Origin of the sequence: Flavobacterium bizetiae (assembly GCF_024271895.1) — a bacterium.
In the GTDB taxonomy this organism is placed as follows: Bacteria; Bacteroidota; Bacteroidia; order Flavobacteriales; family Flavobacteriaceae; genus Flavobacterium; species Flavobacterium bizetiae.
Window position 1 is genome coordinate 3,221,170 of the sequence record NZ_CP091861.1, and the last position, 26,189, is coordinate 3,247,358.

Annotated in this window: 24 protein-coding genes; 19 read left to right on the plus strand and 5 right to left on the minus strand. The window is 32.8% G+C overall.

Going from position 1 to position 26,189, the window contains the following annotated elements; genetic code table 11:
* The first annotated feature begins 10 nt into the window (after window positions 1–10).
* The 3 genes from L0669_RS13980 (at window position 11) to L0669_RS13990 (ending at window position 4,885) form a co-directional block, all read left to right on the plus strand.
* Window positions 11–1,948: an OmpA family protein gene (locus L0669_RS13980; RefSeq protein WP_263758305.1), complete on the plus strand. Its 1,938-nt coding sequence runs from the start codon at window positions 11–13 to the stop codon at window positions 1,946–1,948.
* Between the two features lie 248 nt (window positions 1,949–2,196).
* Entirely contained in the window at window positions 2,197–4,203 is a 2,007-nt protein-coding gene (gene ligA, locus L0669_RS13985) for an NAD-dependent DNA ligase LigA (RefSeq protein ID WP_263758306.1), read from the plus strand.
* The gene (locus L0669_RS13990; RefSeq protein WP_263758308.1) at window positions 4,190–4,885 is read left to right on the plus strand and encodes a lysoplasmalogenase family protein; all 696 of its coding nucleotides are present in this window, start codon (window positions 4,190–4,192) and stop codon (window positions 4,883–4,885) included. Before ligA ends, L0669_RS13990 begins: the two co-directional genes overlap by 14 nt.
* On the opposite strand, the gene L0669_RS13995 is transcribed toward L0669_RS13990, so the two are convergent.
* Both L0669_RS13995 and L0669_RS14000 read right to left on the minus strand, forming a co-directional pair.
* Window positions 4,871–5,782, minus strand: a complete 912-nt coding sequence (locus L0669_RS13995; protein WP_173969257.1) for a bifunctional metallophosphatase/5'-nucleotidase — start codon at window positions 5,780–5,782, stop codon at window positions 4,871–4,873. The two genes, L0669_RS13990 and L0669_RS13995, sit on opposite strands and share 15 nt — an antisense overlap.
* A 168-nt stretch (window positions 5,783–5,950) precedes the next feature.
* The gene (locus L0669_RS14000) at window positions 5,951–6,730 is read right to left on the minus strand and encodes a 5'-nucleotidase C-terminal domain-containing protein (protein WP_173969256.1); all 780 of its coding nucleotides are present in this window, start codon (window positions 6,728–6,730) and stop codon (window positions 5,951–5,953) included.
* A gap of 47 nt (window positions 6,731–6,777) precedes the next feature.
* Between L0669_RS14000 and L0669_RS14005 the strand changes: the two genes are divergently transcribed.
* The 16 genes from L0669_RS14005 to L0669_RS14080 all read left to right on the plus strand — a co-directional run bounded on the left by L0669_RS14005 (window position 6,778) and on the right by L0669_RS14080 (window position 22,977).
* Window positions 6,778–7,290, plus strand: coding sequence for a DUF6913 domain-containing protein (locus tag L0669_RS14005; protein WP_263758309.1), 513 nt, complete (start codon window positions 6,778–6,780; stop codon window positions 7,288–7,290).
* A gap of 16 nt (window positions 7,291–7,306) precedes the next feature.
* The gene (gene dapA, locus L0669_RS14010; protein ID WP_263758311.1) at window positions 7,307–8,188 is read left to right on the plus strand and encodes a 4-hydroxy-tetrahydrodipicolinate synthase; all 882 of its coding nucleotides are present in this window, start codon (window positions 7,307–7,309) and stop codon (window positions 8,186–8,188) included.
* Window positions 8,189–8,324: 136 nt separating this feature from the next.
* Complete coding sequence (locus tag L0669_RS14015; protein WP_173969253.1) at window positions 8,325–9,119, plus strand: outer membrane protein assembly factor BamD; 795 nt, start codon at window positions 8,325–8,327, stop codon at window positions 9,117–9,119.
* 9 nt (window positions 9,120–9,128) lie between these two features.
* Window positions 9,129–9,446 (plus strand): DNA-directed RNA polymerase subunit omega, encoded by a 318-nt coding sequence (locus L0669_RS14020; protein ID WP_008463064.1) that lies wholly within the window; start codon window positions 9,129–9,131, stop codon window positions 9,444–9,446.
* Between the two features lie 11 nt (window positions 9,447–9,457).
* The gene (coaBC, locus tag L0669_RS14025; protein WP_263758312.1) at window positions 9,458–10,672 is read left to right on the plus strand and encodes a bifunctional phosphopantothenoylcysteine decarboxylase/phosphopantothenate--cysteine ligase CoaBC; all 1,215 of its coding nucleotides are present in this window, start codon (window positions 9,458–9,460) and stop codon (window positions 10,670–10,672) included.
* Between the two features lie 70 nt (window positions 10,673–10,742).
* Window positions 10,743–11,627 carry a type IX secretion system protein PorD gene (gene porD / locus L0669_RS14030; protein ID WP_173969251.1) on the plus strand — a complete coding sequence of 295 codons (885 nt, stop codon included), beginning with the start codon at window positions 10,743–10,745 and terminating at the stop codon, window positions 11,625–11,627.
* Between the two features lie 58 nt (window positions 11,628–11,685).
* Complete coding sequence (gene recN, locus L0669_RS14035; RefSeq protein ID WP_263758313.1) at window positions 11,686–13,338, plus strand: DNA repair protein RecN; 1,653 nt, start codon at window positions 11,686–11,688, stop codon at window positions 13,336–13,338.
* A gap of 107 nt (window positions 13,339–13,445) precedes the next feature.
* A complete protein-coding gene (gene fabV / locus L0669_RS14040) occupies window positions 13,446–14,636 on the plus strand; it encodes an enoyl-ACP reductase FabV (RefSeq protein ID WP_263758314.1) in 1,191 nt (396 codons plus the stop codon).
* 126 nt (window positions 14,637–14,762) lie between these two features.
* Window positions 14,763–15,761 carry a glycosyltransferase family 2 protein gene (locus L0669_RS14045; RefSeq protein WP_263758315.1) on the plus strand — a complete coding sequence of 333 codons (999 nt, stop codon included), beginning with the start codon at window positions 14,763–14,765 and terminating at the stop codon, window positions 15,759–15,761.
* A gap of 1 nt (window position 15,762) precedes the next feature.
* Entirely contained in the window at window positions 15,763–16,359 is a 597-nt protein-coding gene (coaE, locus tag L0669_RS14050) for a dephospho-CoA kinase (RefSeq protein WP_263758316.1), read from the plus strand.
* A 59-nt stretch (window positions 16,360–16,418) separates the two neighbouring features.
* Window positions 16,419–18,005, plus strand: coding sequence for a sensor histidine kinase (locus L0669_RS14055; RefSeq protein WP_173969246.1), 1,587 nt, complete (start codon window positions 16,419–16,421; stop codon window positions 18,003–18,005).
* A gap of 3 nt (window positions 18,006–18,008) precedes the next feature.
* Entirely contained in the window at window positions 18,009–18,725 is a 717-nt protein-coding gene (locus L0669_RS14060; RefSeq protein ID WP_026985497.1) for a response regulator transcription factor, read from the plus strand.
* Window positions 18,726–19,611: 886 nt separating this feature from the next.
* On the plus strand, window positions 19,612–20,358 hold the full coding sequence (locus L0669_RS14065) for a hypothetical protein (RefSeq protein WP_263758317.1): 747 nt from the start codon (window positions 19,612–19,614) through the stop codon (window positions 20,356–20,358).
* 3 nt (window positions 20,359–20,361) lie between these two features.
* Window positions 20,362–21,753: an RtcB family protein gene (locus L0669_RS14070; RefSeq protein WP_263758318.1), complete on the plus strand. Its 1,392-nt coding sequence runs from the start codon at window positions 20,362–20,364 to the stop codon at window positions 21,751–21,753.
* 11 nt (window positions 21,754–21,764) lie between these two features.
* Window positions 21,765–22,454, plus strand: a complete 690-nt coding sequence (gene prfH / locus L0669_RS14075; protein ID WP_263758319.1) for a peptide chain release factor H — start codon at window positions 21,765–21,767, stop codon at window positions 22,452–22,454.
* Window positions 22,441–22,977 carry a hypothetical protein gene (locus tag L0669_RS14080; protein ID WP_263758320.1) on the plus strand — a complete coding sequence of 179 codons (537 nt, stop codon included), beginning with the start codon at window positions 22,441–22,443 and terminating at the stop codon, window positions 22,975–22,977. The genes prfH and L0669_RS14080 overlap by 14 nt, the downstream gene beginning before the upstream one ends.
* Window positions 22,978–23,489: 512 nt before the next feature.
* Here L0669_RS14080 and L0669_RS14085 read toward each other — a convergent pair.
* The 3 genes from L0669_RS14085 to L0669_RS14095 form a co-directional block, all read right to left on the minus strand.
* Complete coding sequence (locus L0669_RS14085) at window positions 23,490–24,236, minus strand: acyl-[acyl-carrier-protein] thioesterase (protein ID WP_263758321.1); 747 nt, start codon at window positions 24,234–24,236, stop codon at window positions 23,490–23,492.
* Between the two features lie 23 nt (window positions 24,237–24,259).
* Window positions 24,260–25,177 carry a tRNA (adenosine(37)-N6)-dimethylallyltransferase MiaA gene (miaA, locus tag L0669_RS14090; protein ID WP_263758323.1) on the minus strand — a complete coding sequence of 306 codons (918 nt, stop codon included), beginning with the start codon at window positions 25,175–25,177 and terminating at the stop codon, window positions 24,260–24,262.
* Window positions 25,178–25,329: 152 nt separating this feature from the next.
* Complete coding sequence (locus L0669_RS14095) at window positions 25,330–26,169, minus strand: ion transporter (RefSeq protein WP_263758324.1); 840 nt, start codon at window positions 26,167–26,169, stop codon at window positions 25,330–25,332.
* Between the last annotated feature and the right edge of the window lie 20 nt (window positions 26,170–26,189).

Below are 26,189 nucleotides of genomic sequence, written 5' to 3' on the forward strand. Positions count from 1 at the left end.
TATAAAACTTATGAAAAAATTATATATCCTTAGTTTGCTATTGAGTTTTACATTTGGTTTTGCTCAAAAGACTAATTTAAAAAAGGCCGATGCTTTGTTTAAAAACTATTCTTATGTAGATGCTTCAAAAGCTTACGAAGAATGTTTACAAAATATCGAAAATCCATCGGCTCAAACGATAAAAAATGCCGCAGATTCGTATTACTTTATTTCTGATGCAAGAAATGCACTTAAATGGTATAAAAGATTGTACGAAGTACAAGGCAATAATTTAACCGATATTTATTACCTGCGTTATATCCAGTCGATGAAAGCCGTAATGGATTATGATGATGCAGATAAAATCACAAAAGAGTATCTAAACAAAAAAGGAGATCAAAAAGAGATTAGTCATTATGTTACCCAAAAAAAGCAATTGGATAGCTTAAGAAAAGCAAAATCTCTTTACTCTATTAAAAACTTAGATATCAATACCAGTAAATCAGATTTTGGAGCCACTTTCTATCAGGATCGTATCGTATTTACATCCGCCAGAGATACTACAAATTTTGGAGATAAACTTTATAACTGGAACAATCAGCCGTTTTTAAATTTATATATAGCAGAACGAAATCCTGCTGACGGAAGTTTGTTTAATGACAACTTGTTTATGCCAAATGTTATGACTAAGTATCATGAGGCAACGGCAAGTTTTGATGCCAGCGGAAAAACGATTTATTATTCGTCGAATATTATTAAGAAGAAAAAGTTAGTAATAGATCAAAACAAAGTCAATAACTTTCAAATTCTTAAAGGTTCAATTGTAAACGGAAAAGTAGAAAATCCTCAAAAAGTGTTCTTTGATAATGATGATTATTCTGTAGGGCATCCTTCTTTAAGCGACGACGGACAATTGCTTTTCTTTGCTTCAGACATGCCTGGAGGTTATGGTGAAACCGATTTGTATGTAGTTAAAATTGCAGATGACGGAACGATGAGTTCACCTCAAAATCTGGGGCCAAAAATTAATACAATTGGTAATGACCTTTTTCCATTTTTCCGTAACGGAATACTTTATTTTTCTTCAGACGGGCATTATGGTTTAGGAGATCTCGATGTGTATCAAAGTAAATTTCTGGCAGACGGAACCTTCTCTACACCTGTAAATCTTGGAGCGCCAATAAACAGCAACAAAGACGATTTTACTTTTGTTATTGATAAAACGGGAGCTTATGGTTATGTATCTTCTAACAGAGCTGGAGGTAAAGGCGATGATGACATTTATTCTTTTGTAAAAGGAGAACCGGTTTGTAATCAGAATATTTCAGGAAAAGCATTCGATCACAAATCAAAATTGCCAATAACAGATGTTACCATTGTAGCTTACAATTCGTATAATGAGATATTGGCAGAGACAAAAACGAACTATGAAGGAAAATATGCTGTAACAGTACCTTGTAATAAAACAGTTCGATTAGTGGCTTCTAAAACAAATTATAGCAACGACGAAAAAACAGTCGAAACTACAAAAGAAAACGAAGCAGAAATTACCGATGTTAATTTCGAACTAAGTAATTATGATGATCTCGTAGTAAAGAAAAAAGGAGTAGAAAAAGTAGATGTTAACCCAATTTATTTTGACTATAACAAATTTGATATAACACCATCAGCAGTTGATGAGTTGGCCAAAGTAGTTTTTATTATGAGAAAGTTTCCTAACATTCGTATCAAAATCGAGTCTCATACAGATTCCCGAGGAAAAGACGCTTATAACCTGAAACTTTCAGACAACAGAGCCAAATCGACACGTGATTACATTGTTGCACAAGGTATTGATCCTTCAAGAATAGAAAGCGCAATTGGTTATGGAGAAACACGATTAGTTAATAAATGTAAAAATGGAGTGAAATGTACCGAAGAAGAACATTTATTAAACAGACGCTCAGACTTTATCATTATTCAGAAATAGTTTTATGATTCTATTCCTGTAATTTGGGGATTACCAGAATAAAAACATAAAACGAAGAAACCATTTGGAAGTTGGTTTTGTTTAATTCTTTTTAAGAATAATGGGCAAGAAGAAAATCAAGTTGCATCGTTTTGCAGCTTGATTTTTGATTTTATAAAAGTTTTGTTTTTTACTGTTTTTGAACAAAAATAATCCTAATTTTGATGTTCAGTTATTCTAAATCACAACCTTCAGCATTTTAATATTATATGAGTATTCAAGAAACAATTCAGACTTTAAGAGACGAACTTAATCAACACAACTACAACTATTACGTGTTAGATAATGCCACAATTTCTGATTACGATTTTGATATAAAACTAAAAGAACTTCAGGATTTAGAAAATAAACATCCCGAATTTTTTGACGAGCATTCGCCCACGCAGCGAGTAGGAGGAATGGTTACCAAAAATTTCAAAACAATAGCACATCAATACCGCATGTATTCTTTGGATAATTCCTATTCAAAAGAAGATTTACTCGATTGGGAAAACAGAATTCAGAAAGTTCTAGGAAACGTGAATTTGCAATATACCTGCGAATTAAAATATGACGGAGCGTCGATAAGTATTACTTACGAAAACGGAAAATTAGTACAGGCTTTAACCCGTGGTGATGGATTTCAGGGTGATGACGTTACCAGCAACATCAAAACAATCCGATCAATTCCTTTACAATTAAAAGGAAATTATCCTGAAAAATTTGATATTCGAGGCGAAATTATCTTACCATTTGCCGGTTTCGAAAAAATGAATCAGGAATTAATTGAAATAGGAGAAACCCCTTATTCGAACCCAAGAAATACAGCTTCAGGAAGTTTAAAATTGCAAGACAGTGCTGAGGTGGCAAAACGTCCTTTAGAATGTTTATTGTATTTTGTAACCGGAAATAATTTGCCTTTTTCGTCTCAGTACGAAGGATTAGAATCTGCCAGAAAATGGGGATTCAAAGTACCAACCGAAGCGAAATTAGTCAACAATATGCAGGAAGTTTTTGACTTCATTGATTATTGGGATCTACACCGCCATAATTTACCTTATGAAACCGATGGAGTTGTTGTAAAAGTAAACAGCATTCAATACCAGGAAGAATTAGGGTATACCGCAAAATCACCTCGTTGGGCAATTGCATACAAATTCAAATCAGAGCAGGTTTCGACCCAATTAAATTCGATTACCTATCAAGTTGGGCGTACCGGAGCCATAACGCCAGTTGCTAATTTAGCGCCTGTTCAATTGGCAGGAACAATTGTAAAAAGAGCTTCGTTGCACAACGCAGACCAAATAGAAAAATTAGACATTAGAATAAATGATACCGTTTTTGTTGAAAAAGGAGGAGAAATTATTCCTAAAATCATCGCAGTAGATTTATCAAAACGTCCTGAAAACTCAGAGCCTACACATTATATCACTCATTGTCCTGAATGTCAGACAGAATTAGTCAGAAATGCAGGGGAAGCCAATCATTATTGTCCTAATTTTTACGGATGTCCTCCGCAGATTATAGGTAGAATCCAGCATTATATATCAAGAAAAGCAATGGATATTGAAGGTTTGGGAGGCGAAACAGTAGCTTTACTTTTCAAGAATGGTCTGGTACATAATTATGCCGATTTATACGAATTAAAAGTAGAAGATATTTTACACCTGGAAAGAATGGCGCAAAAATCTGCTGAGAATCTGGTAAAGGGTGTAGAAAAATCAAAAGAGATTCCTTTCGAAAGTGTTTTGTTTGCACTAGGAATCCGTTTTGTTGGAGAAACTGTGGCCAAAAAATTAGCCAAACATTATAAAAATATCGATGCACTAAGCAAAGCTTCTCTAATGGATTTGATCCTGGTAGATGAAATCGGCGAAAGAATTGCTAAAAGTGTAATTGAGTTCTTTGAAAACGAAGAAAATCAAAAAATCATTGAACGCTTAAAAAGTTACGGAGTTCAATTTGAAATTATCGAAAAAGTCAACCCAAATGCTACTGAAAAATTCATCGGAAAAACATTTGTCGTTTCTGGCGTTTTTACTCAATTTTCAAGAGATGAACTAAAAAAAGCCATCGAAGATAATGGAGGTAAAGTAGGAAGTTCAATTTCTGCAAAAACTGATTTTGTAGTGGCAGGCGATAATATGGGACCCGCAAAATTAGAAAAAGCTAATAAATTAAATATTCCTATATTGTCTGAGGAAGATTTTATAAACAAATTAAATGAAAGCGAATAAACCGTCTTTGATTTTATTCTTTTTAGCATTACTGTGTACAATTATATTCGATTGTACACAACAAGATTTTTTTGCGCTCTATGCCAAGGCCGTTGTTCTCCCGGCAATATTTATTTATTTTTTAATAAGCAATGAGTTTAAAATAGGTAAAACCGAAAGTTTAATATTTCTGTTTTGCTTTATAGGTCAGGTCTTCGATTTAATGGATGTTGAGGTCTCTGAAATTGGAGGCGTAATCTGTTTTCTTGCAGTTTATCTTTTATTGATAAAACTTTTTGTACAAGACCATGAAAAAATAAAACTGGCAAAAAAAGATATTTTGCCAGTTTCTATTGTAATTATATTTATTGTCTATTTGCTCGTTTCTGTATTAAGTTTACAGTTCGACAATATGAAGAAGTTTAATTTTCTATATACTTTTTACGGAATTGTTCTTGGTGTTTTAAGCTTTTTTTCATTTGTAAACTATATAACAAAAGGAACACATATAGCATTATTAATGTCACTTATGGCTATTAGTTATATCTTTTCGGATATATTCTATATCTTCAACGAATACTTTTCGTACTCCGTTGTTTTGGTTTTAATTCGGGATATAACACAAATTTTGGCCTATTTCTTTATGGTAGAATATTTCTTAGAAAAAGCCAAAATTCATAAAAAGGCATTATACAATAATTGATCTTCCCTGATTACTGTGTGCCTTATCTTTATCAAAATAAAAGTCAATTCGGCCTAAATTTATTCCGTAACAACCTACTTGATTTACTAATACATCTTGTCCCGCTTTGTTTTTTACAATCGTAGGCTTATCTAAAAAAGTATGAGTATGTCCGCCAATGATTAAATCAATATCCTGAGTTAATTCAGCCAGTTTTAGATCACAAATCTTAGAGGCATCATCTTTGTATTTGTATCCTATGTGCGAAAGGCAAATTACCAAATCGCATTTTTCCTCCTTTTTTAATAATTGCGTCATATCCTGAGCAATTTCTACCGGATCATTATAAACAGTTTCTTTATACAATTGTTTATCTACTAAACCTGCAAGTTCGATACCTAAACCAAAAACACCAACCTTAATTCCGTTTTTGTTAAAGATCTTATACGGTTTTACAAGTCCGTTCATGACCGTATTTTTAAAGTCATAATTAGAATTGATAAATTCAAAAGTAGCGTGAGGCATTTGAGCATACAAGCCATCAAGACCATTATCAAAATCATGATTTCCTATGGTCGATGCATCGTATTTCATCATACTCATCAACTTAAATTCAAGTTCTCCACCATAATAATTAAAGTACGGCGTTCCCTGAAAAATATCTCCCGCATCTAATAAAAGAACATTTGGGTTTTCTTTACGAATCGTTTCTATAAGAGCAGCTCTTCGCGATACACCACCTTTATTTGGGTTACGAGGATCATCAGCCGGAAAAGGATCAATATGGCTGTGAACATCATTAGTATGTAGAATAGTTAAGTGCTTAATATCGTTGGTTTCAAAACTGCTCAACGACAAACCTAAGCTTAATAAAGCAGTACCTGCAGCAGTTTTTTCGATAAATTCTCTTCTTTTCATTTTATATATTTTTTGCGGAAACGATATTTTATTTTGTTATTTTTTTACCACCGATTAAAAAGATTTGCACAGATTTTTTAATCTTTTTAATCCTTTAATCTGTGACTAAAATTTTTTACGCGCACAGAAATGATTTATTTTTTAATTCTAAATATGTGCTTGGTCTTTTTACTCTTCTGTAATTCTGATATTTTTGGCTACCGGAATCGTATCAACTTCTTTAAAATAATCGATCAGTACATTTCGAAGTTTATAATTCAGATCATATTTTTCAACACCTTTAGCAAAAAAAGTCATGCTGTCTCCACCATTAGCTAAATAATCATTGGTAGCCACATAATAAATTTTGTTCACGTCAAGAGGTTTTCCCTGAATTAAAATATTCTTAGCTTTATTATCTTTTGTAATTGTAAATGTCATTCCTGATAAAGGCTGAGGTTTTCTCTCCTTAATAATATAAGCGGCAATTTCAAGAACTTGCTCTCCTTTTAAGCCTATTACAACCAAATTATTTTCAAAAGGCATGATTTCAAAAGCAGTTCTTGTAGTAACATTTCCTTTTGGTAAAATAGCGCGAATTCCGCCATGGTTTAAAAGACAAAAGTCAATTGTTTTTTTCTCTCTTGCTTTAAAAACAAGATTTCCTCTTTCTACACAAACATCAGCTAATAAACTACCAATACTGGTTTGCCATTTTCCTGTACTCTTATCCAAAGTTTCCGGACAGTATGCTAAAATGCTGTCTAAATCTTTATTAATATGATCGCGATAAGGCTTGATGAATTTTTCGATTGCTGGAGTTTCAGCATCTTTTTCCGTGATCGGAAGTTGTTTTCCTTCTATCTTCGTCAAATTGTAATTTTTCTGACTGCAAGAAGTTATAAAAAAAAGTGTTAAGAATATAACAAAAAGTTTTAAAAATCCGTTATACTTTTTTAGTTTTACCATCTTAAATGCGACTTAAATAATTAATTTTGTAATCTGGCAAAAGTACTATGTTTTTAAATTATATAAAGGAATTTTTTGTAAAAAAAACATTAAATAAAAACTTGAATAATTTCAAAAACGAAGTCTTTACCAGTAATATACAAACAATTGGTTTACTGATCGATGAAAGTGCTTTTGGGCATTCAAAAGATTTGATAAACGAGCTGGTTCTGCAGGGGATTGCTCCTCAGAACATAAAAGTTGTGGCGTATAGAAGTAAATTTAAAGAAAAAGAAACGTATTCGATCCCTACATTTGGTAACAAACATATCAATTGGAACGGAGAAATTACCGAAGCTTTTTTGAATGAATTTATAGCGACAGAATTTGATCTTTTGATTAGTTATTATGATATCGAAACTGCAATTTTGATGATGATAACCAACCAGTCGAAAGCCAGATTTAAAGTGGGATTTGCATCTGTAGATAAAAAATTAAATCGATGGATGATCGATACCACGATACAGAATTATAAACTTTTCGTTTTCGAATTGTTCAAGTATTTAAAGAGTATAAAATAAAAATATAAATTAGAATATGCAATCATTAATAGGAACTGGTGTTGCTCTTGTAACTCCATTTAAAAAAGACTTTTCAATAGATATCGAAGCTTTACAGCGTATCGTTAATTTTTCGATTGACGGAGGGGTTGAATATCTTGTGGTTATGGGGACAACAGCGGAAAATGCTACCTTGACACAAGCCGAAAAAGAATTGGTTATTACTACTGTAATCAATACAAATAAAGGAAGGTTACCACTAGTTCTTGGAGTTGGAGGTAATAATACAATGCAAATTGTTGAGGAATTAAAAACAGGAGATTTTTCAGCTTTTGAAGCGATCCTTTCTGTTTCTCCTTATTATAATAAACCAACACAAGAAGGAATATATCAGCATTTTAAAGCAATTGCAGAAGCTTCTCCAATTCCGATTATTCTATATAATGTTCCGGGAAGAACTTCAAGCAATATGTTGCCTTCTACAGTAATTCGTTTAGCAAATGATTTTAAAAATGTTGTTGCTATAAAAGAAGCTGCAGGCGATTTGGTACAAGCCATGCAAATAATAAAAAATGCACCAAAAGATTTTCTTGTAATTTCAGGAGATGATATGATTGCTTTACCAATTGTTTTAGCCGGTGGAGCAGGTGTAATTTCGGTTATTGGGCAAGGTTTTCCAAAAGAATTTTCAGAAATGATTCGTTTAGGATTAAATAAAAAGGTAAATGAAGCGTTTAAAACACAATACTTTTTATCAGATTGTATTGATATGATTTTTGAGCAGGGAAATCCAGCGGGAATCAAACAAGTCTTTCAAGCCCTTGGTATTGCTGAGAATACAGTGCGTTTGCCTTTAGTAAGTGTTGACGATTCGTTAGCAAACCGATTGAATGAATTTGTAAAAAACAGCATAAAATAAGAGTGAGATTGCCGGTATTTTAATATACCAAAAAATATTTTGTAGTAGCTAAATTAATAACTAAATTTGCCACCGGAACTTCGGTGTGATTTTGCTTTGGCATAATTGTCTAAGAAATCATAATAAAAGTAAGAAAATGAAAAAAATAGTATCTCTATTAATTGTTGTTGTCCTTTTTTGTTCTTGTAGTGAATATCAAAAAGCATTAAAAAATGAAGATGTTGCAGCTAAATTTGAAGTAGCAACAAAAATGTACGAGGCAGGAAAGTATTCAAAAGCCATTCGTCTTTTTGAGCAATTAGCGCCTTCTTACAGAGGGAAACCTCAGGCAGAGAAACTTTTTTATATGTTTTCGCAATCTTATTATAAATCAAAACAATACTATTTAGCAGGCTATCAGTTTGAAAGCTTTGTTTCAGGATATCCTCGAAGCGAAAAAGTACAGGAAGCTGCTTTTTTAGGTGCTTACAGTTATTCAAAACTTGCTCCTGTATATAGTTTAGATCAAACAGATACTCAAAAAGCATTAGAAAAATTACAAGCTTTTATTGATAATTATCCAAATTCAGAATACATCGCACAGGCAAACGAATCTGTGAAAATCCTGAACGGAAAACTAGAGAAAAAAGCATACGAAAACGCAAAAGGGTACAATACGATTTCAGATTACAAATCAGCATTAGTTGCATTTGATAACTTTATTGCTGATTTCCCTGGAACACCTTTTAAAGAAGATGCGCTTTTTTACAAATACGATTCGGCATATAAATTAGCGATAAACAGTATTCCTTCAAAAATGGAAGAACGTTTAAATGTAGCCAAAGTAGCTTACGGTAACTTGATTAAGTTTAATAGTGCTACTAAATACAAAGTACAGGCAGACGAAATGAATGCCAGAGTTGAAACAGATTTACAAAAATTTACTAAATAAAATAAAGTCATGGATTTAAAAAAGACGAATGCTCCTGTAAATACAATAACTTACAATAAAACAGTTATTGAAGAGCCAACAGGAAATGTGTATGAAGCAATTACCATTATGGCTAAAAGAGCAAATCAAATTAATTCTGAAATTAAAAAAGAATTAACTGAGAAATTAGAAGAGTTTGCTACTTACAATGACAGTCTTGAAGAAGTTTTTGAAAATAAAGAACAAATTGAAGTTTCTAAATTTTACGAAAAATTACCAAAACCACACGCTTTAGCAGTTCAGGAATGGTTAGACGGTAAAACTTACCACAGAAGTTCAAATAAATAATATATAGTATAATGTCAGTTTTAAACGGGAAGAAAATTTTACTGGGTGTTTCTGGTGGAATTGCAGCCTATAAAACAGCCTCATTAGTACGACTTTTTATAAAAGCAGGTGCACATGTCCAAGTGATAATGACACCTGCTTCTAAGGATTTTGTAACTCCACTTACGTTATCTACGTTATCAAAAAATCCTGTATATTCAAGTTTCTTTAATCAGGATGATGAAGATGCTGTATGGAACAATCACGTTGATCTGGCTCTTTGGGCTGATTTGATGATAATTGCTCCTGCAACAGCAAATACATTGTCTAAAATGACAACAGGAAACTGTGATAATCTTTTAATCGCTACTTATTTATCGGCTAAATGTCCTGTTTACTTTGCTCCGGCAATGGATTTGGATATGTACAAACATCCTTCAACATTATCCAGTTTTGCTGCTTTAAAACAGTTTGGTAATGTAATGATTCCTGCTGAAAGCGGAGAATTAGCAAGCGGTTTGTCAGGTGAGGGCAGAATGGCTGAACCTGAGAATATTATAGCTTTTCTTGAAGCTGATTTAGAAAGTAAATTACCTCTTAAAGGAAAAAAAATACTAATTACTGCCGGGCCAACATACGAAGCGATAGATCCTGTACGTTTTATAGGAAATCATTCCTCAGGAAAAATGGGTTTTGATATTGCTCATGAAGCGTCTAATCTTGGTGCAGAAGTGATCCTGGTTTCGGGACCAACCCATTATAAAGCGAAAAACAGTCTGGTTAAAGTGGTAGATGTAATTTCGGCTCAGGATATGTACGATGCGTGTCATTTGTATTTTAATGATGTAGATGTTGCTATTGCAGCAGCGGCAGTGGCAGATTACAGACCTAAAGTAGTAGCTTTACAAAAGATTAAAAAAGCGGCAGATGATTTTTCGATCGAACTCGAAAAAACTAAAGATATTTTAGCATCGCTGGGAGCAATTAAAAAAAATCAGTTTTTAATTGGGTTTGCTTTAGAGACTGAAAATGAAATTGAAAATGCTAAGTTGAAAATTCAGAAAAAAAACTTAGATTTGATTGTTTTAAATTCCTTACAAGATGAAGGCGCCGGTTTTAAAAAAGAAACCAATAAAGTAACTTTTATTGATCATAATTTTGAAATCGAACCAATGGAATTAAAATCAAAAGAATCTGTTGCTGTTGATATTTTAAACAAAGTGATTTTGCATTTTTCGAAATCATAAAGATTTATAATAAAAACGAATGGCAGGAATAGTAAATCTATTGTAGCTAAAACCAAATAGTATCGTTCGCATGAATAAAATAGTTACCCTTTTAGTATTTTTATTTTTTGGCTTTACACAAGCGCAACAGTTAAATTGTACTGTAACTATTAATACAGAAAGACTGCCCAATGCTAATCAGCAAGTTTTTAAAACGCTTCAAAGTTCTTTATCTGAATTTGTTAATAAAACAGACTGGACGGGATCAGTTTTAAAACAAAACGAACGAATCAATTGCTCCATGTATATTACATTGTCTTCTGGAGGTTCGAATCAGTTTACAGGTACGATTCAGGTGCAGTCATCCCGATTGATTTTTAATTCTACGTATTCATCGCCTGTTTTAAATTACAACGATAAAGACTTTAATTTTCAATATACAGAATACGAGCCTTTGCTTTTTAATCCATCTACTTTTGAGTCTAATTTAGTATCTGTAGTATCTTTTTATAGCTATATAATTTTAGCTATGGATGCTGATACTTTTCAAATGGGAGCAGGAAATCAATATCTTGAAACGGCTCAGAATATTGCCAGCGTTGCGCAACAAGGCGGCTCGAAAGGCTGGAGCCAGTCTGATGGACTTCAGAATCGTTATTATTTGATAAATGATATGGCCTCGCCAATGTATAGTGATTTACGTCAGGTAATGTATGCATATCACACCGGTTTAGACGGGATGAGTCTTGATTTAAAAGCATCAAAAGAAAAAATTAAAAATGCCATAATGATCATCGGTAAGCTGAATTCAGTTAAACCAAATGCCTTTTTAACCAGAGTCTTTTTTGATGCAAAATCAGATGAAATCGTTTCTATCTTTTCAGGAGGGCCTAGTATTCCGGTTGGGGATTTAATAGATGTGCTGAATAAAGTATCGCCTCTGAATTCTACTAAATGGTCTCAGATTAAATTTTAAATTGATTCTTTTCTCAATTTTACTATCTTACTAACTTTTATATTTATACAATTTCTTTATGATAACGTCCTTGTCAATTAAAAACTATGCCCTGATTGAAAAACTTACTATAGATTTTTCAAGAGGTTTTTCTATAATTACAGGTGAAACGGGTGCTGGTAAATCGATTATACTAGGAGCGATAGGATTGGTTTTAGGAAAAAGAGCCGATTTAACATCATTAAAAAATAAAGAAGAAAAATGTGTTATTGAAGCGCATTTTGAAATATCGAAATACAATCTTAAAGAATTTTTTGAAGTAAATGATCTCGATTATGAAGATGAAACCATCATTCGAAGAGAAATTTTGCCTTCAGGAAAATCTCGTGCATTTATAAATGATAGTCCTGTAAACCTTCAGGAATTACAAGATCTAAGTTTATTTTTGATTGATATACATTCGCAGCAACAAACTCAGGAACTTTCTGATGAAGGAGTTCAGTTTAAAATAATCGATGCGATTGCGAATAATTTTGATACCATTCAGTCGTATCAAAAAGCATTAAAATCGTATAAAGGAGATAAGTCAAAATTAAATGCTTTATTAAAAAAACAAAGTGATTCAGGAAAAGAGCAGGAGTATAATACCTTTTTGTTGAACGAATTAGTGTCGGCCAAATTAAAATCAGGCGAGCAGGAAGAATTAGAAACTGATTTTGAGAAATTAAATAACGTTGAGATTATAAAAGAAGCAATCGACAAATCTCTTGTAATTGCAAACGAAGAACAATTTGGAGTTTTTCATAATCTTAATGAAATTAAAACCTCGTTACAAAAAATAGCCCTTTTTTCTCCTGAATATCAAAGTATATTCGAAAGAATTACAAGTCTCGCAATTGAATTTGATGATGTTTCTAAAGAATTGCAAAATGCTTCAGAAAAATTATTAAATGATCCTGTACAATTAGAATTTGTGAGTCAGAAATTACAATTGATTTATAATTTACAGAAGAAACATCAGGTAAGTTCTGTTGATGAATTGATTGAAATTCAGGCTAATTTAGGAAATACATTATTAGAGCTTGATAATATAGAGGAAGAGATTGCTTCATTATCGAAAGCAATAGAACAAAAAGCAGAAGAATTAGATGCCTTTTCGGCTACAATTCACGAAAATAGAACAAAAGCAATTCCGGTTTTATCTCAAAAACTGATTTCGATTTTAGAAACTTTAGGAATGCCAAATGTTCGTTTTAATATGGAGCTTTTACCGTCTGAAGCCTATTTTCAAAATGGTAAAGACGAACTGCAATTTTTATTCTCTGCAAACAAAGGAACTGATTTTGGTTTACTGAAAAAAGTCGCTTCGGGAGGAGAGATGTCTCGTATTATGCTGGCTGTTAAAGCAATTTTAGCACAATATTCAAAATTACCAACTTTAATTTTTGACGAGATAGATACGGGAGTTTCCGGAGAAATTGCAATCAGAATGGGGGAGATTATGAAAGAAATGAGTGCTACAATGCAAATTTTTGCCATAACGCATTTACCTCAAATAGCAGCAAAAGGAGATTCTCATTTTAAAGTTTTCAAATCTACTGTAGACGATGATACACAATCAGAGTTAAAGCTATTGTCTCAGGACGAAAGAGTTATAGAGATTGCTCAAATGTTATCAGGAGCAGTTGTTTCTGATTCCGCTTTAAATCATGCTAAAGCCTTGTTGAACTAAAGAAATAATTTATATTTGTCAACTCAAAGCTAATTAAACAAACGTAAATAAGTTAGTCAATATATCGTAATGGTAGAGTAACCCAATCAACGAATAAATAGAAAAATATGATTATAGAACCTAGAATGAGAGGATTTATTTGCTTGACTGCACACCCAAAAGGCAGCGAGCAAAATGTTAAAAATCAAATAGAATATATAAAATCAAAAGGTTCAATTGCCGGTGCTAAAAAAGTATTGGTTATTGGAGCTTCAACAGGTTTTGGATTAGCTTCAAGAATTACAAGTGCTTTTGGATCTGATGCTGCGACTATTGGAGTGTTTTTTGAAAAACCACCAGTTGAAGGTAAAACAGCTTCACCAGGTTGGTATAATTCTGCTGCATTTGAAACAGAAGCTCACAAAGCAGGTTTATATGCAAAAAGTATCAACGGAGATGCTTTTTCTAATGAAATAAAAAGACAAACTTTAGATTTAATCAAAGCTGATTTAGGTCAGGTTGATCTTGTAATCTACAGTTTAGCATCACCAGTTCGTCAACATCCGGTAACAGGAGTTTTGCACCGTTCAGTTTTAAAACCAATAGGACAAACTTTTACCAATAAAACAGTAGATTTTCATACAGGAAACGTTACTGAGGTTTCTATTGCTCCGGCAAACGAAGAAGATATCGAGAATACAGTTGCAGTAATGGGAGGTGAAGATTGGTCTATGTGGATCGATGCTTTAAAAGCAGAAAATTTATTGGCAGATGGAGCTACAACAGTTGCTTATTCTTATATCGGACCATCATTGACAGAAGCAGTTTACCGTAAAGGTACAATTGGTCGTGCAAAAGATCATCTAGAAGCTACAGCATTTTCTATCACAGATAGTTTAGAGTCTATTGGAGGAAAAGCATATGTTTCTGTAAACAAAGCATTAGTTACACAAGCGAGTTCTGCAATTCCGGTTATTCCATTATATATTTCTCTTTTATATAAAATTATGAAAGAAGAAGGTATTCATGAAGGTTGTATTGAGCAAATCCAACGTTTGTTTCAGGACAGATTATACAATGGATCTGAAGTTCCTGTAGACGAAAAAGGAAGAATCAGAATCGACGATTGGGAAATGCGTGATGATGTTCAGGAAAAAGTGGCTAAACTTTGGTTAGAAGCTACAACTGAAACATTGCCGGAAATTGGTGATTTAGCAGGATACAGAAACGATTTCTTAAATCTTTTCGGGTTCGAATTTGCCGGAGTAGATTACAAAGCAGATACAAATGAAGTTGTTGAGATCGAAAGCATCAAATAGATAAAGAAATTATAATAAAATGAAAAAACCATCAACCAAAAGTTGATGGTTTTTTTATGAATATAGCATATCTTTGTTAAAATTTTGAATTAAAAAAATTGCCACTTTAATACCGCACATCCCGTTATGATTTTTTCTTTAATTATACCCGTGTATAATCGTCCAGATGAAGTTGATGAACTTTTAGAAAGTCTGTCTAAATCTGATTATAATGAAGCTTTTGAAATTGTTCTAGTTGAAGACGGCTCATCTATACCATGCAAAGATGTAGTGATGACCTATCAGGGTAAATTGAACATTTCGTACTATTTTAAGCCGAATTCAGGACCTGGAGATTCAAGAAATTTTGGAATGCAGAAAGCGCGAGGTGATTATTTTATCATTTTCGATTCAGATTGTATCATTCCGTCTCAATATTTAACCGAAGTGCGAAAAGCATTAGACGCTGATTATGTAGACTGTTTTGGCGGACCGGATAAAGCATTGGACAGTTTTTCGGATATTCAGAAAGCGATTAATTTTGCTATGACTTCTTTCCTGACAACAGGAGGAATTCGTGGTGGCTCTGAAAAAATCAATAAATTCCAGCCAAGAAGTTTCAATATGGGAATTTCAAAAAAGGCATTTGAAGCATCAAAAGGCTTCGGAAACATACATCCCGGTGAAGATCCTGACCTTTCTATTCGTTTATGGAACCTGGGATTTGAAACCAGATTGTTTCCAGACGCATATGTTTATCATAAACGTAGAATCGACTGGGAAAAATTTTCGGTTCAGGTAAATAAATTTGGGATCGCAAGACCAATATTAAATAGTTGGTATCCAGAACATAATAAGCTAACATTCTTCTTTCCTACTGTTTTTATACTAGGGTTATTATTAGCTTTTTTACTATTAATTTTCAATATTGATATTTTATTACAATTATATTTTGTATATTTCGTTATTATTTTTCTTACATCAAGTATTCAAAATAGAAGTATTAAAATTGGATACTTATCTGTAATAGCAGTTTGGAAGCAGTTCTATGGTTACGGAACAGGATTTTTAAAATCGTTCGTAAAAATTATTCTTTTAAAGAAAAAACCACAAGAAGCATTTCCTCGTATGTTTTTTAAAGTATAATATGACTAAAGTTATTGGTTTAACAGGTGGAATTGGAAGTGGAAAAACCACCATTGCAAATTATTTTGCATCAATGGGTATTCCGGTTTACATTGCTGATGATGAAGCCAAAAAAGTAATGCAATCAGAAAATATTGTACAACAAATAAAAACAACATTTGGCGATTCTATTTTTGAAAATGAGATTTTAAACAGAGCGAAGCTAGCTGAAATTGTTTTTAATAATGCCGATAAATTAGCACAACTAAATGCTATTGTTCATCCCGCTGTAAAAAGCGATTTTGAATTATGGCTGCAGGAAAATAAAAATCATGACTATGTTATTTATGAAGCCGCAATTTTGTTCGAAAGCGGTCGTTATAAAAAATGTGATGTAATTATAACCGTTACCGCACCGGAGGAAATTAGAATCGAAAGAGTTGTGAAGCGGGATAATACCACACGTGAACAAGTTTTAAGCAGAATGAAAATGCAATGGAATGACGAAAAAAGAATTTCTTTGAGCAATTTTGTAATTAATAACAGTAATCTTAAAATTGCTAAAGAAGAAGTTGTTAAAATTCTTAAAATTTTAAATATAAAACAAAATCAGTCTTAAATGTTAATATTTGGTTAATGTATTATTTAGTATATTGTTAAAATATTAATTTTGTTTCGATGAATAAATTATTTTTTAGAATACTTGTTTTACTGATGAGTTTGTCCTTAATAGGGATTATTCTGGTACAGGTATATTGGTTCAACTCTTCATTTAAAAACAATGACGAGCAGTTTAAATACCACGTAACACAAGTAATTGGTAATGTTGCTGATAAACTTGAACAACAAGAGGAATATAGTTTCTATGATAAATACAACCGTATAAAAGACAGTACCGGTAAAACTCCAAAAAAAGAAGATTTATTAGAAGTTCTCTACGTTCAGAGAAATACAAAAACAAATAAAACAATTGTATATTCTAACACACTTACGTCTGAAGATTACGATATAAACGGAGCGCTATTTAATAAAAAATTTAGCAGCGAAAGATTTAAAAACTTTAGTTCAAAAAGAGTAACAGAAGTCTACAATAACAATAATTCAATCGATAATAATGGTTTAGGACAAAGTATTATTCCTGACCTAAGAATTGAAAAATCAGGTAGTTTAGATATTTTAAATAAAGTTCAGCAGCAAATTCAGTATAAAGATATTGCTTCACTAACACCTATAGAAGGAAGAATTACAAAAGATAAGCTTCAAAGACTTTTAAAGAAAGAATTAGAAGAATATGGTGTAAAAACCAAATTTGAATACGGAGTTCTTAACAGTGGGCTTGCAACAAAAGTAAAATCTGACGGATTTCACTACGATAAAGATGCAAGTTATCATGTACCAATTTATACAGACAACGAAGGAAATAGCAAATACGAGTTATTCATTACGTTTCCTCATAAAAAGAAATTTTTATTGTCTGAATTGTTGAGTATTACAATATTGTCAATAATTTTTACATTAATTATTATAGTTGCCTATACTAGTGCGTTGAATCAATTGTTGCGTCAAAAACATATTTCTGAAATCAAAACAGATTTTATAAATAATATGACACACGAGTTTAAAACTCCAATTGCAACCATAAATTTAGCACTAGACGCAATTAAGAATCCTAAAATTATTGAAGATAAAGAAAAAGTATTTCGATATCTGCAAATGATTCGGGACGAAAATAAAAGAATGCACGCTCAGGTTGAAAACGTTCTTCGTATTTCTAAATTAGAAAAAAGAGAATTAGATATTACAAAAGAGCCAACTGCAATTCACGATATAATCGATGATGCAATTGAGCACGTAAACTTAATTCTTGAAGATAGAAAAGGAACTGTTGTAAAGCATTATAATGCTGCAAGAACAACAAGTTTAATCAACGAAGTACATTTTACAAACGTGTTGGTTAATATTTTAGAAAATGCTATAAAATATTCGCCTGGAATTCCTGAAATAGAAATTTTTACAGAAAATGTCAAAGACATGATTCTGATAAAAGTAAAAGATAATGGTCTTGGTATGAGTAAAATTGCTCAAAAAAGAGTTTTTGAGAAGTTTTACAGAGAACATACAGGAGACTTACATAACGTAAAAGGACACGGTTTAGGCCTTGCTTATGTAAAAAGAATAGTAGAGGATCACAATGGTCAAGTATATGTTGAAAGCGAAAAAGGAAAAGGTAGCACCTTTATAATAAAAATACCATTAATAAATTAAAATATGGAAAATAATAACAAAAGAATACTTTTAGTAGAAGATGACCTTAATTTTGGGGCAGTTCTTAAAGATTATCTAATGTTAAATGACTTTGAAGTTACTTTAGCTAAAAACGGTATGGAAGGTTTCGAGAAATTCAAGAAAGATGTATATGATTTATGTATTCTTGATGTAATGATGCCTTATAAAGATGGTTATACTTTAGCCAAAGAAATTAGAGAAAAGAACAGCGAAGTGCCAATTATCTTCTTAACGGCAAAATCGATGAAAGAAGATGTGCTGAAAGGTTATAAAGCTGGTGCCGATGATTATTTGAATAAACCTTTTGATTCAGAAGTTTTATTGATGAAAATCAAAGCAATCATTCAAAGAAAATCTGCAGATACAAAAGCAGAACAAGTTCAGTTTGAATTTAATATCGGTAAATTCCACTTAAATTCTAAACTTAGATTTTTAACGTTCGAAAACGACGAACCGATAAAATTATCTCCAAAAGAGAACGAATTGCTTAAAATGTTAATTCTTCATGAAAATGATTTAATGCCAAGAGAATTAGCTTTAACTAAAATCTGGAGAGATGACAACTACTTTACTTCAAGAAGTATGGACGTTTACATCGCTAAACTTAGAAAATATCTAAAAGCAGACGAAGATGTTGAAATCCTTAACATTCACGGTGAAGGTTTCAGATTAGTTGTTAAAAGCAAAGTAACAGAATAACAAAAAGTTCACCAAACTAAAAATATCAAAGCTCTGAGAAATCAGGGCTTTTTTTATGGTTTTTTTCAAAATCTTGTCAATTTAGACGAGGGAGACCGGAGCAATAGCGACATACAAAGTAAATCTTCGTGAGTAGCTCGACAAATATTGGTTATCTCTTTGTGTAGACGCACTGCAGTGCGCCTCTACGATTAGCGATGTTGTAATAATTTACGACAATTGTTCTGTAGAAATTCGTCACTGCAGTGCGTCTCTATAATTAGCAAAGTCTGTAGAATCTTCAACAATTTTATTGTAGAGATGCACTGCAGTGCATCTAACCAAAGATTGGTAAAGCTATTTCAAAATTTGATAAGTTTTGGAATTTGGAATTTAAAATTATTGGAATTTAAATTTTAAGGAGCTATTTCCTGCTATCCGCTATATCTTTTTATCCGTGAAAAACGGATAAAAAGGATGTCGCTTCTATCAGGGCTAGGGCTTTAGTTTTCAAGTAGATAATATAGCTTTCCAGGATTCAAAAAATAGACTGATTATTTTTTAGATGAATTTTCTTTAAAATAAATTTGGAAAATCAAAAAAGTATTCTGAATATTTGCACACGAAAAAAGTAATAACCCTTTAATAACGAAGAAAAATGTCTGTATTTACATTATCATTTCAGAGCTTCACATCAAACAAGTTTGGTGCAGCACTTCTTCGTGGCCTATTTCAATCTTAGAAATTCATTTTTAGATATATAAAAAAAGCCCGAAGACATTTAGTTTCGGGCTTTTTTTATTCTAGACACTTCAAATTTTCCCGAATAATCGATTTTATTATTTATCCGAATGGGTAAAATGTTATAGCCTGTTTTGGCTATTAATTTAATGCACTATAATTTTTTATGGAAAATTATACAGCAGAAGAGTATGCTTTGTGCTCTCGCTTTAAAAATAAAAGAACAAAGAAAAGATTAGTAAAAGAAGATTTTGAAAAACAATTAATTCAAATACGAAAGCTTGAAGTTGAACTCTGGAAAAAACGACAAAATTTACCATTAGTTCCTTTAGCAACACCTTATCAAAAAGGTTGGGAACGCAGTTTTGTTTTAAGAGAAGATATCGTAAGATCAAACGAAGCTGCTTTTTACAAAACATTGCTGGAGAAGATAAATACATGGCAATATTCTTCGGATAAGTCTTTTAAGAAAAAGAAAAAGAGGAAAAGAAAAAATGTATATGTCGAAAAGCTTCAAACAGTAAAAGAGTTTTCTGAATCAGAATGGAGAAGTCCAAAACTAGCATTAACTGAAAAAGAAAAAATGCATTTTTATAAAAGGGAACGATGGTGTCCTAATTGTAAACGCTATAAAATTCATTACATATTTAATGAGCCATGGCGGTATGTATTTCGCGTTAAACCTTATATGATAACGCACACTAAAATGGTTGATGCAGATTTAGAAAGTGAAATTCAGCTTCTTGACAATTACATTACGAATCTTAATTTACGACATAAAATAAACAAATTAGTAGATGGTTTTTCGTATCGCTGGAGTTATTATCAAAATGAAAATCCACGAGAGATAAACCCAATTAAAAATAAAAGTCTGCACGTATTGTATCAGCAATATGTAGACGAAATGATATAAATCATGGGAAATAAATTATCCGGAAAAGACCTGATTAAATTGGGCTTTCCAAAAAATAATTCAATAAATATTGCTTTAGGGCAAATCAACAGATATAGAAAAAGAGAGAAAAAAGAAGCTATTCTGACAGAAGCAAAAGAGGTTTTGCTTCATCCGGAAAAGTTTGAAGGACATGGAACTTGGGGCAAAGTAGCCGAAGGATTGGTAAATCCAGTTCAGGTAAGAATGCATCATTTAAAAACAACAAGAGTTCCTTTTACCATTTTTGGAGAAAATGAAATCGATCAGCAAGCTAAGTTTCAGTTATATGATTCTTTAAAACTGCCCATTTCAGTTGCCGGAGCTTTAATGCCAGACGCGCATTCAGGTTATGGATTGCCAATTGGTGGGGTGTTGGCGACAGATAATGCGGTTATTCCGTATGGAGTTGGGGTTGATATTGGCTGCCGAATGAGTTTGTCGATTTTCGATTTACCTGCTTCACATTTCAAAGGAAAAGAACATCAGTTGCAGGCTATTTTAAAAGATAATACCAAATTCGGAATGAACGAAACACATTCTACAAAGGCAGATCATGAAGTTTTTTACAAAAGCGAGTTTCAGGATATTCCTTTATTGAAAAATCTTTTACCAAAAGCCTACAAACAATTAGGAAGTTCAGGTGGAGGAAATCACTTTGTAGAATTTGGAATTGCCAAAATCGATAATCCGGAGAATGAATGGAAGTTGGGTGTTGGTGAATATTTTGCTGTTTTATCACATAGTGGTTCACGAGGTTTAGGAGCAAATATTGCGAAACATTATACTTATTTGGCCACAAAACAATGTCCGCTGCCTAAAAACGTTCAGCATTTGGCCTGGTTAGATCTAAATACGCACGATGGGCAAGAATATTGGCTCGCGATGAATTTAGCCGGAGAATACGCTAAAGCGTGTCACGATGATATTCATAGAAGAATTGCCAAAGCAATAGGAAAAAGAGTAGTGGTGACGATTGAAAATCACCACAATTTTGCCTGGAAGGAAATGGTAAATGGTCAGGAATGTATTGTGCATAGAAAAGGGGCAACTCCGGCCGCAGAAGGTCAATTGGGGATTATTCCGGGATCAATGACTGCGCCGGGATATATTGTGAAAGGTAAAGGAAATGCAGCAAGTTTAAACTCGGCCTCGCACGGAGCGGGACGTTTGTTTTCGAGAGCCAAATGCAAAGCTACTTTTACTCAAAGTGAAATTAAAAAAGTGCTAAAAGCAAATGATGTAACCTTGATTGGAGGAAATATCGACGAAGCACCAATGGCGTATAAGGACATTACAAAAGTAATGGGAAATCAAACGGATTTGGTGGAAGTGCTTGGAACTTTTACGCCAAAAATCGTTAGAATGGACCGATAAGAAATCAAAAAATGGAAAAAATAATTCAGATAACAGCGGGTCGGGGACCTGCAGAATGCACTTGGGTTGTCGCCCAAGTGCTTAAAAAAGTGCTGGACGAAGCACAAGAACAACAATTAGAAGCGATTTTACTGCAAAGAGAAGTGGGTCAGGAAAACGGAACTATAGAAAACGCAACAATTGCTATAAAAGGAACGAACGCTGAGGTATTTGCGAATTCCTGGATTGGCACCATTCAATGGATTGGTCAAAGTCAGTTTAGGAAGATGCACAAACGCAAGAACTGGTTTATTGGCATTTTTGAAATTGAAGCACAGAAAAATGCATCGATTTCAGAAAATGATATTCAGTATCAGGCGATGCGAAGTTCGGGTGCGGGAGGGCAACATGTAAACAAAGTGAGTTCGGCCATTCGTGCAACACATATTCCAACAGGAATTGCGGTAGTTTCTATGGATAGCCGTTCGCAACACCAAAACAAAAAACTGGCAACAGAAAGATTATTAAAAAAACTAGAAGACGAAACTTTGCAACAGCTTAAAAACCATGTTGGAAAACAATGGGAAAATCAGCTCAATATTCAGCGTGGTAATCCTGTGAGGGTTTTTACAGGATCTGACTTTAAAAAGAATAAAGTGGAGAAAAGTTATAAAGGAACTCGTCAGAAATTAAAAACAGATTTACGAAATGAAAACAATTGATAAATACGTTTTTCAGGCTTTGGATAACTATCCATATTCGCTTGAAGAAACGATAGAATCCTTAGATTATGCTTTTTCTTATGATGCAAAAAATACAATGGTTTTGTGTTTGTACGGAAGAATTCAGGCAGAACAATTATGGAATTATGAGGAAGCAAAGTCTTATTTTCAGGAGGCTTTGGCTATAAATATTCATGCGCTTGAAGTATATCCGTATTATATTCATACTTTAATTTTGAATGAAGATTATCAAGAAGCTCAAAAACTGATTGATTTTGCTTTGACTGTAAAAGGAATAAATAAATCTGACATTTATGTAAAGAAAGCAATTCTTCTTGAGGCACAACTTCAGTTTAAAGAGGCATTGACAGCGATTAAAAACGCAAAATTATATACGTTACAATTTGCCTTTGATTCAGATATTACGGAAGTAGAAAAAAGAATAAAAAGCAAAATGGATTTGATAAAGTATAAAAAGAATCCTAAGAAATCGAAAAAAGAGGTTAAAAAGAAATCAAAATGATTTTTGATTTAAAACTAAAAAACGATGCAACTCTATTTTGAGTTGCATCGTTTTTTTTGTGTTTGTTTTTTTTGCCGAGAATTTCACAAATTAGCGTGAATTAAAAATGAAATAGTCCACTATATTTAAACGAATGACATCATTTTTTGTGTAGTCCCTACGGGACAATTTTATTGTTGTGTAATTTGTTTTCTACCAACATTTAACTCCTAACGGAGTATTACATAAAGGCTTTAAAACTACTTGTAGAAATATCTCGTAGATTTTCTACCAATATTAATCCCCAACAGAAGTATTGTTTAAAGATTATTAAAGATTTAAAATTACTTGTAGAAATATCTCGGAGAGATTACATATTGGTAGAAAATGTGTTATAAAAGTAATATTTGTCCCGTAGGGACTACACAAATTTTAATGCAATTTATTATCATCTTTTAAACCACAAATTACACAATTTTAAAATAAAACAAATCTGTGTAAACCCATTTAATCCGTTATATCTGTGGGCAATTTTATTTCCAATGTAATTCTAAAGCGAAACACGTTTTGTCTTCTTTAGTGATGCTAAATGTTGCTGTTGTGTGATTATCGTCTTCACTTTCGTGAATGATAACTTTATCTTTTAAGGATAGTTCTTTCATGAAATTCATTTCGAAACTTTTTACTTCTTGTTTCAAAATTCGTTTTGCATCTACATGATCTAAACACCATTCTAAATATTTTACATTATTTACGTGATTTACAATGTCTAAATCTGATAAATAAACTGTTTTTTCGAAAATAGCTTCTTTATCGTGATTGATATTGATTTTCGAAAATCCTTCGTTTGTAGCTCTGTTGTCAGGGAATAATTCGAAATGATCGTATGGAATTGCCAAAGGTTCAGGTCGACGTGATTTCGTATTAAAAACAGCCCAATAGGTTTCGCAGCCTACTATTTTTTTTCCGTTTACGTACATTTCTAATGCACGAACAGAACGTGAGTTTTCTAAACTGTTAATCCATGTTTTCACGGTTACAATATCCTGCCATTTTGGTAAAGCAGATACTTCGACACGCATACGGCTTAAAACCCATGCCTGATCAAATTCCTGCATGTCGTGAAAACTAATACCGCCAACTTCGGCATGTGTTCCTGCGGTTAATTGCAAAATATTGCATAAATCAGTATATTTTAAAAAACCTGTTGGTGTGCATTGCGCGAAATTTATTTCCCAGTCTTTACTTAAAACTGAAGTGAAATTTGGTGATATAGGCATTGTTTAATTTTTGATTGTAAATTTTAGATTTTAGATTGGATGTACGAAATGATTTCATTTTTTGGGGTAGCATAATCAAACCATTTTGTAGCTTCGTTTCTTTTGAACCAGGTAAGTTGTCTTTTGGAAAAACGGCGGGTATTTTTCTTGATTTCTTCGATGGCAAAAGGCAACGCGAAATCTCCGTCAAAATAACTAAATAATTCTCTATATCCGACAGTTTGAAGCGCATTTAACGCTTTGTTAGGATATAATGCTTTTGCTTCTTCTAATAAACCTTCTTTCATCATAATATCGACACGCTGATTGATTCGGTCATAAATGATTTGTCTTTCAGCATCTAAACCTATTAAAACAGGAGTGAAGTTTCGATTGTTTTTCTTTTGATTTAGGAAAGAAGAATATGGTTTTTGAGTTCCGATACAAACTTCTACAAAACGCATCATGCGTTGTGGGTTTTGTAATGTTTGTGGATTTTCTTCGTTTATTTTTTGATAATAATCAGGATCTAAATGTTGTAATTGTTCGTGAAGATATTCGATTCCGAGTTTTTCGTAGTTTGAATTTACTTTTGCACGTACTTCGGGATTAATCTCGGGAAATTCATCTAAACCTTTTAAGATCGCGTCAACATATAATCCTGAACCACCAATAAGAATGGCAAAATCATTATTTTGAAATAATTCTTCTAATTTAAGAAGGGCTTCTTTTTCGTAATCGCCAACGGTGTAATTTTCGAAAATCGATTTATTTTGAATGAAATAATGTGTGGCTGCTTGTAATTCTTCCTGATTAGGAACTGCTGTGCCAATGGTCATTTCTTTAAAAAACTGACGACTGTCGCAAGAGATTATTTCGCATTTAAAATGTTGTGCCAAAGCAATACTTAAGGCTGTTTTGCCTATAGCTGTTGGTCCGACGATGGTAATTAGGTGTTTCATATTTTTTAGCCCAGATGGAAATGAAAACCCCGGACTTATATTTGTTAGTTTTTTTTGGGATAAAAGAGCGACTTTAGAAGCTCCTTTTATGCCTTAAAAAAACAACAAAGATAAGGAGGAGTTGTAATGTACAGCTGGAATAGCTCCTTAAATTAATTATTGATTAATTCTGCTCCGCATTCGTGGCAATATTTTGCGCTATCAAAATGTACTTGTGCATTGCAATTTTGACATGTTTTTTTTGTGCTGACGGCGTTGTTACGTAAGCTGCTTTTGGCAAATTCTGCGGTAACGATTCCTGTTGGTACTGCAATGATTCCGTAACCCATAATCATAACCAGCGAAGCTAAAAACTGACCTAACGGTGATGCAGGTGAAATGTCGCCATAACCAACGGTGGTAAGGGTTACGATGGCCCAATAGATCCCGACCGGAATGCTGGTAAAACCGCTTTCTTTGCCTTCGACTACATACATTAACGAACCGATAATTACGGCGCTAATAAGTACGAAGTAGATAAATACAAGTATTTTTTCTTTACTGGCCTGCATGGCTTCACGAAGCTGTAGGGATTGCTGAGAAATTTGCGGTATGTGTAAAATTTTAAACAACCGGAAGAAACGGAGGATTCTAACGATGGTTAAAACGTTCGTAGCAGGAAAAAAGATGGACAGATACATGGGTAAAATGGCCATTAGATCGATAATTCCGTAGAAACTGAAAATATAGGTTAAAGGTTTTTTTATTGAAATTATACGCAGGATAAATTCGATGGTGAAGAAAACTGTGATAATCCATTCGCATATAATTAGATAGTAGTGGTATTTTTGATTGATGCCTTCTACTGTATCCAACATAACCAATAGTACACTTAATAAAATAAGGCCTAAAAGCACGAGATCGAAAAGACGGCCTAAAAAGGTATTACTACCGTAAAGGATTATTTGGGTCTTTTGTCTAAAAAGCTCGTATTTTGATTTTATTTTTTTCATATCGCGAAGATAATGAAAGT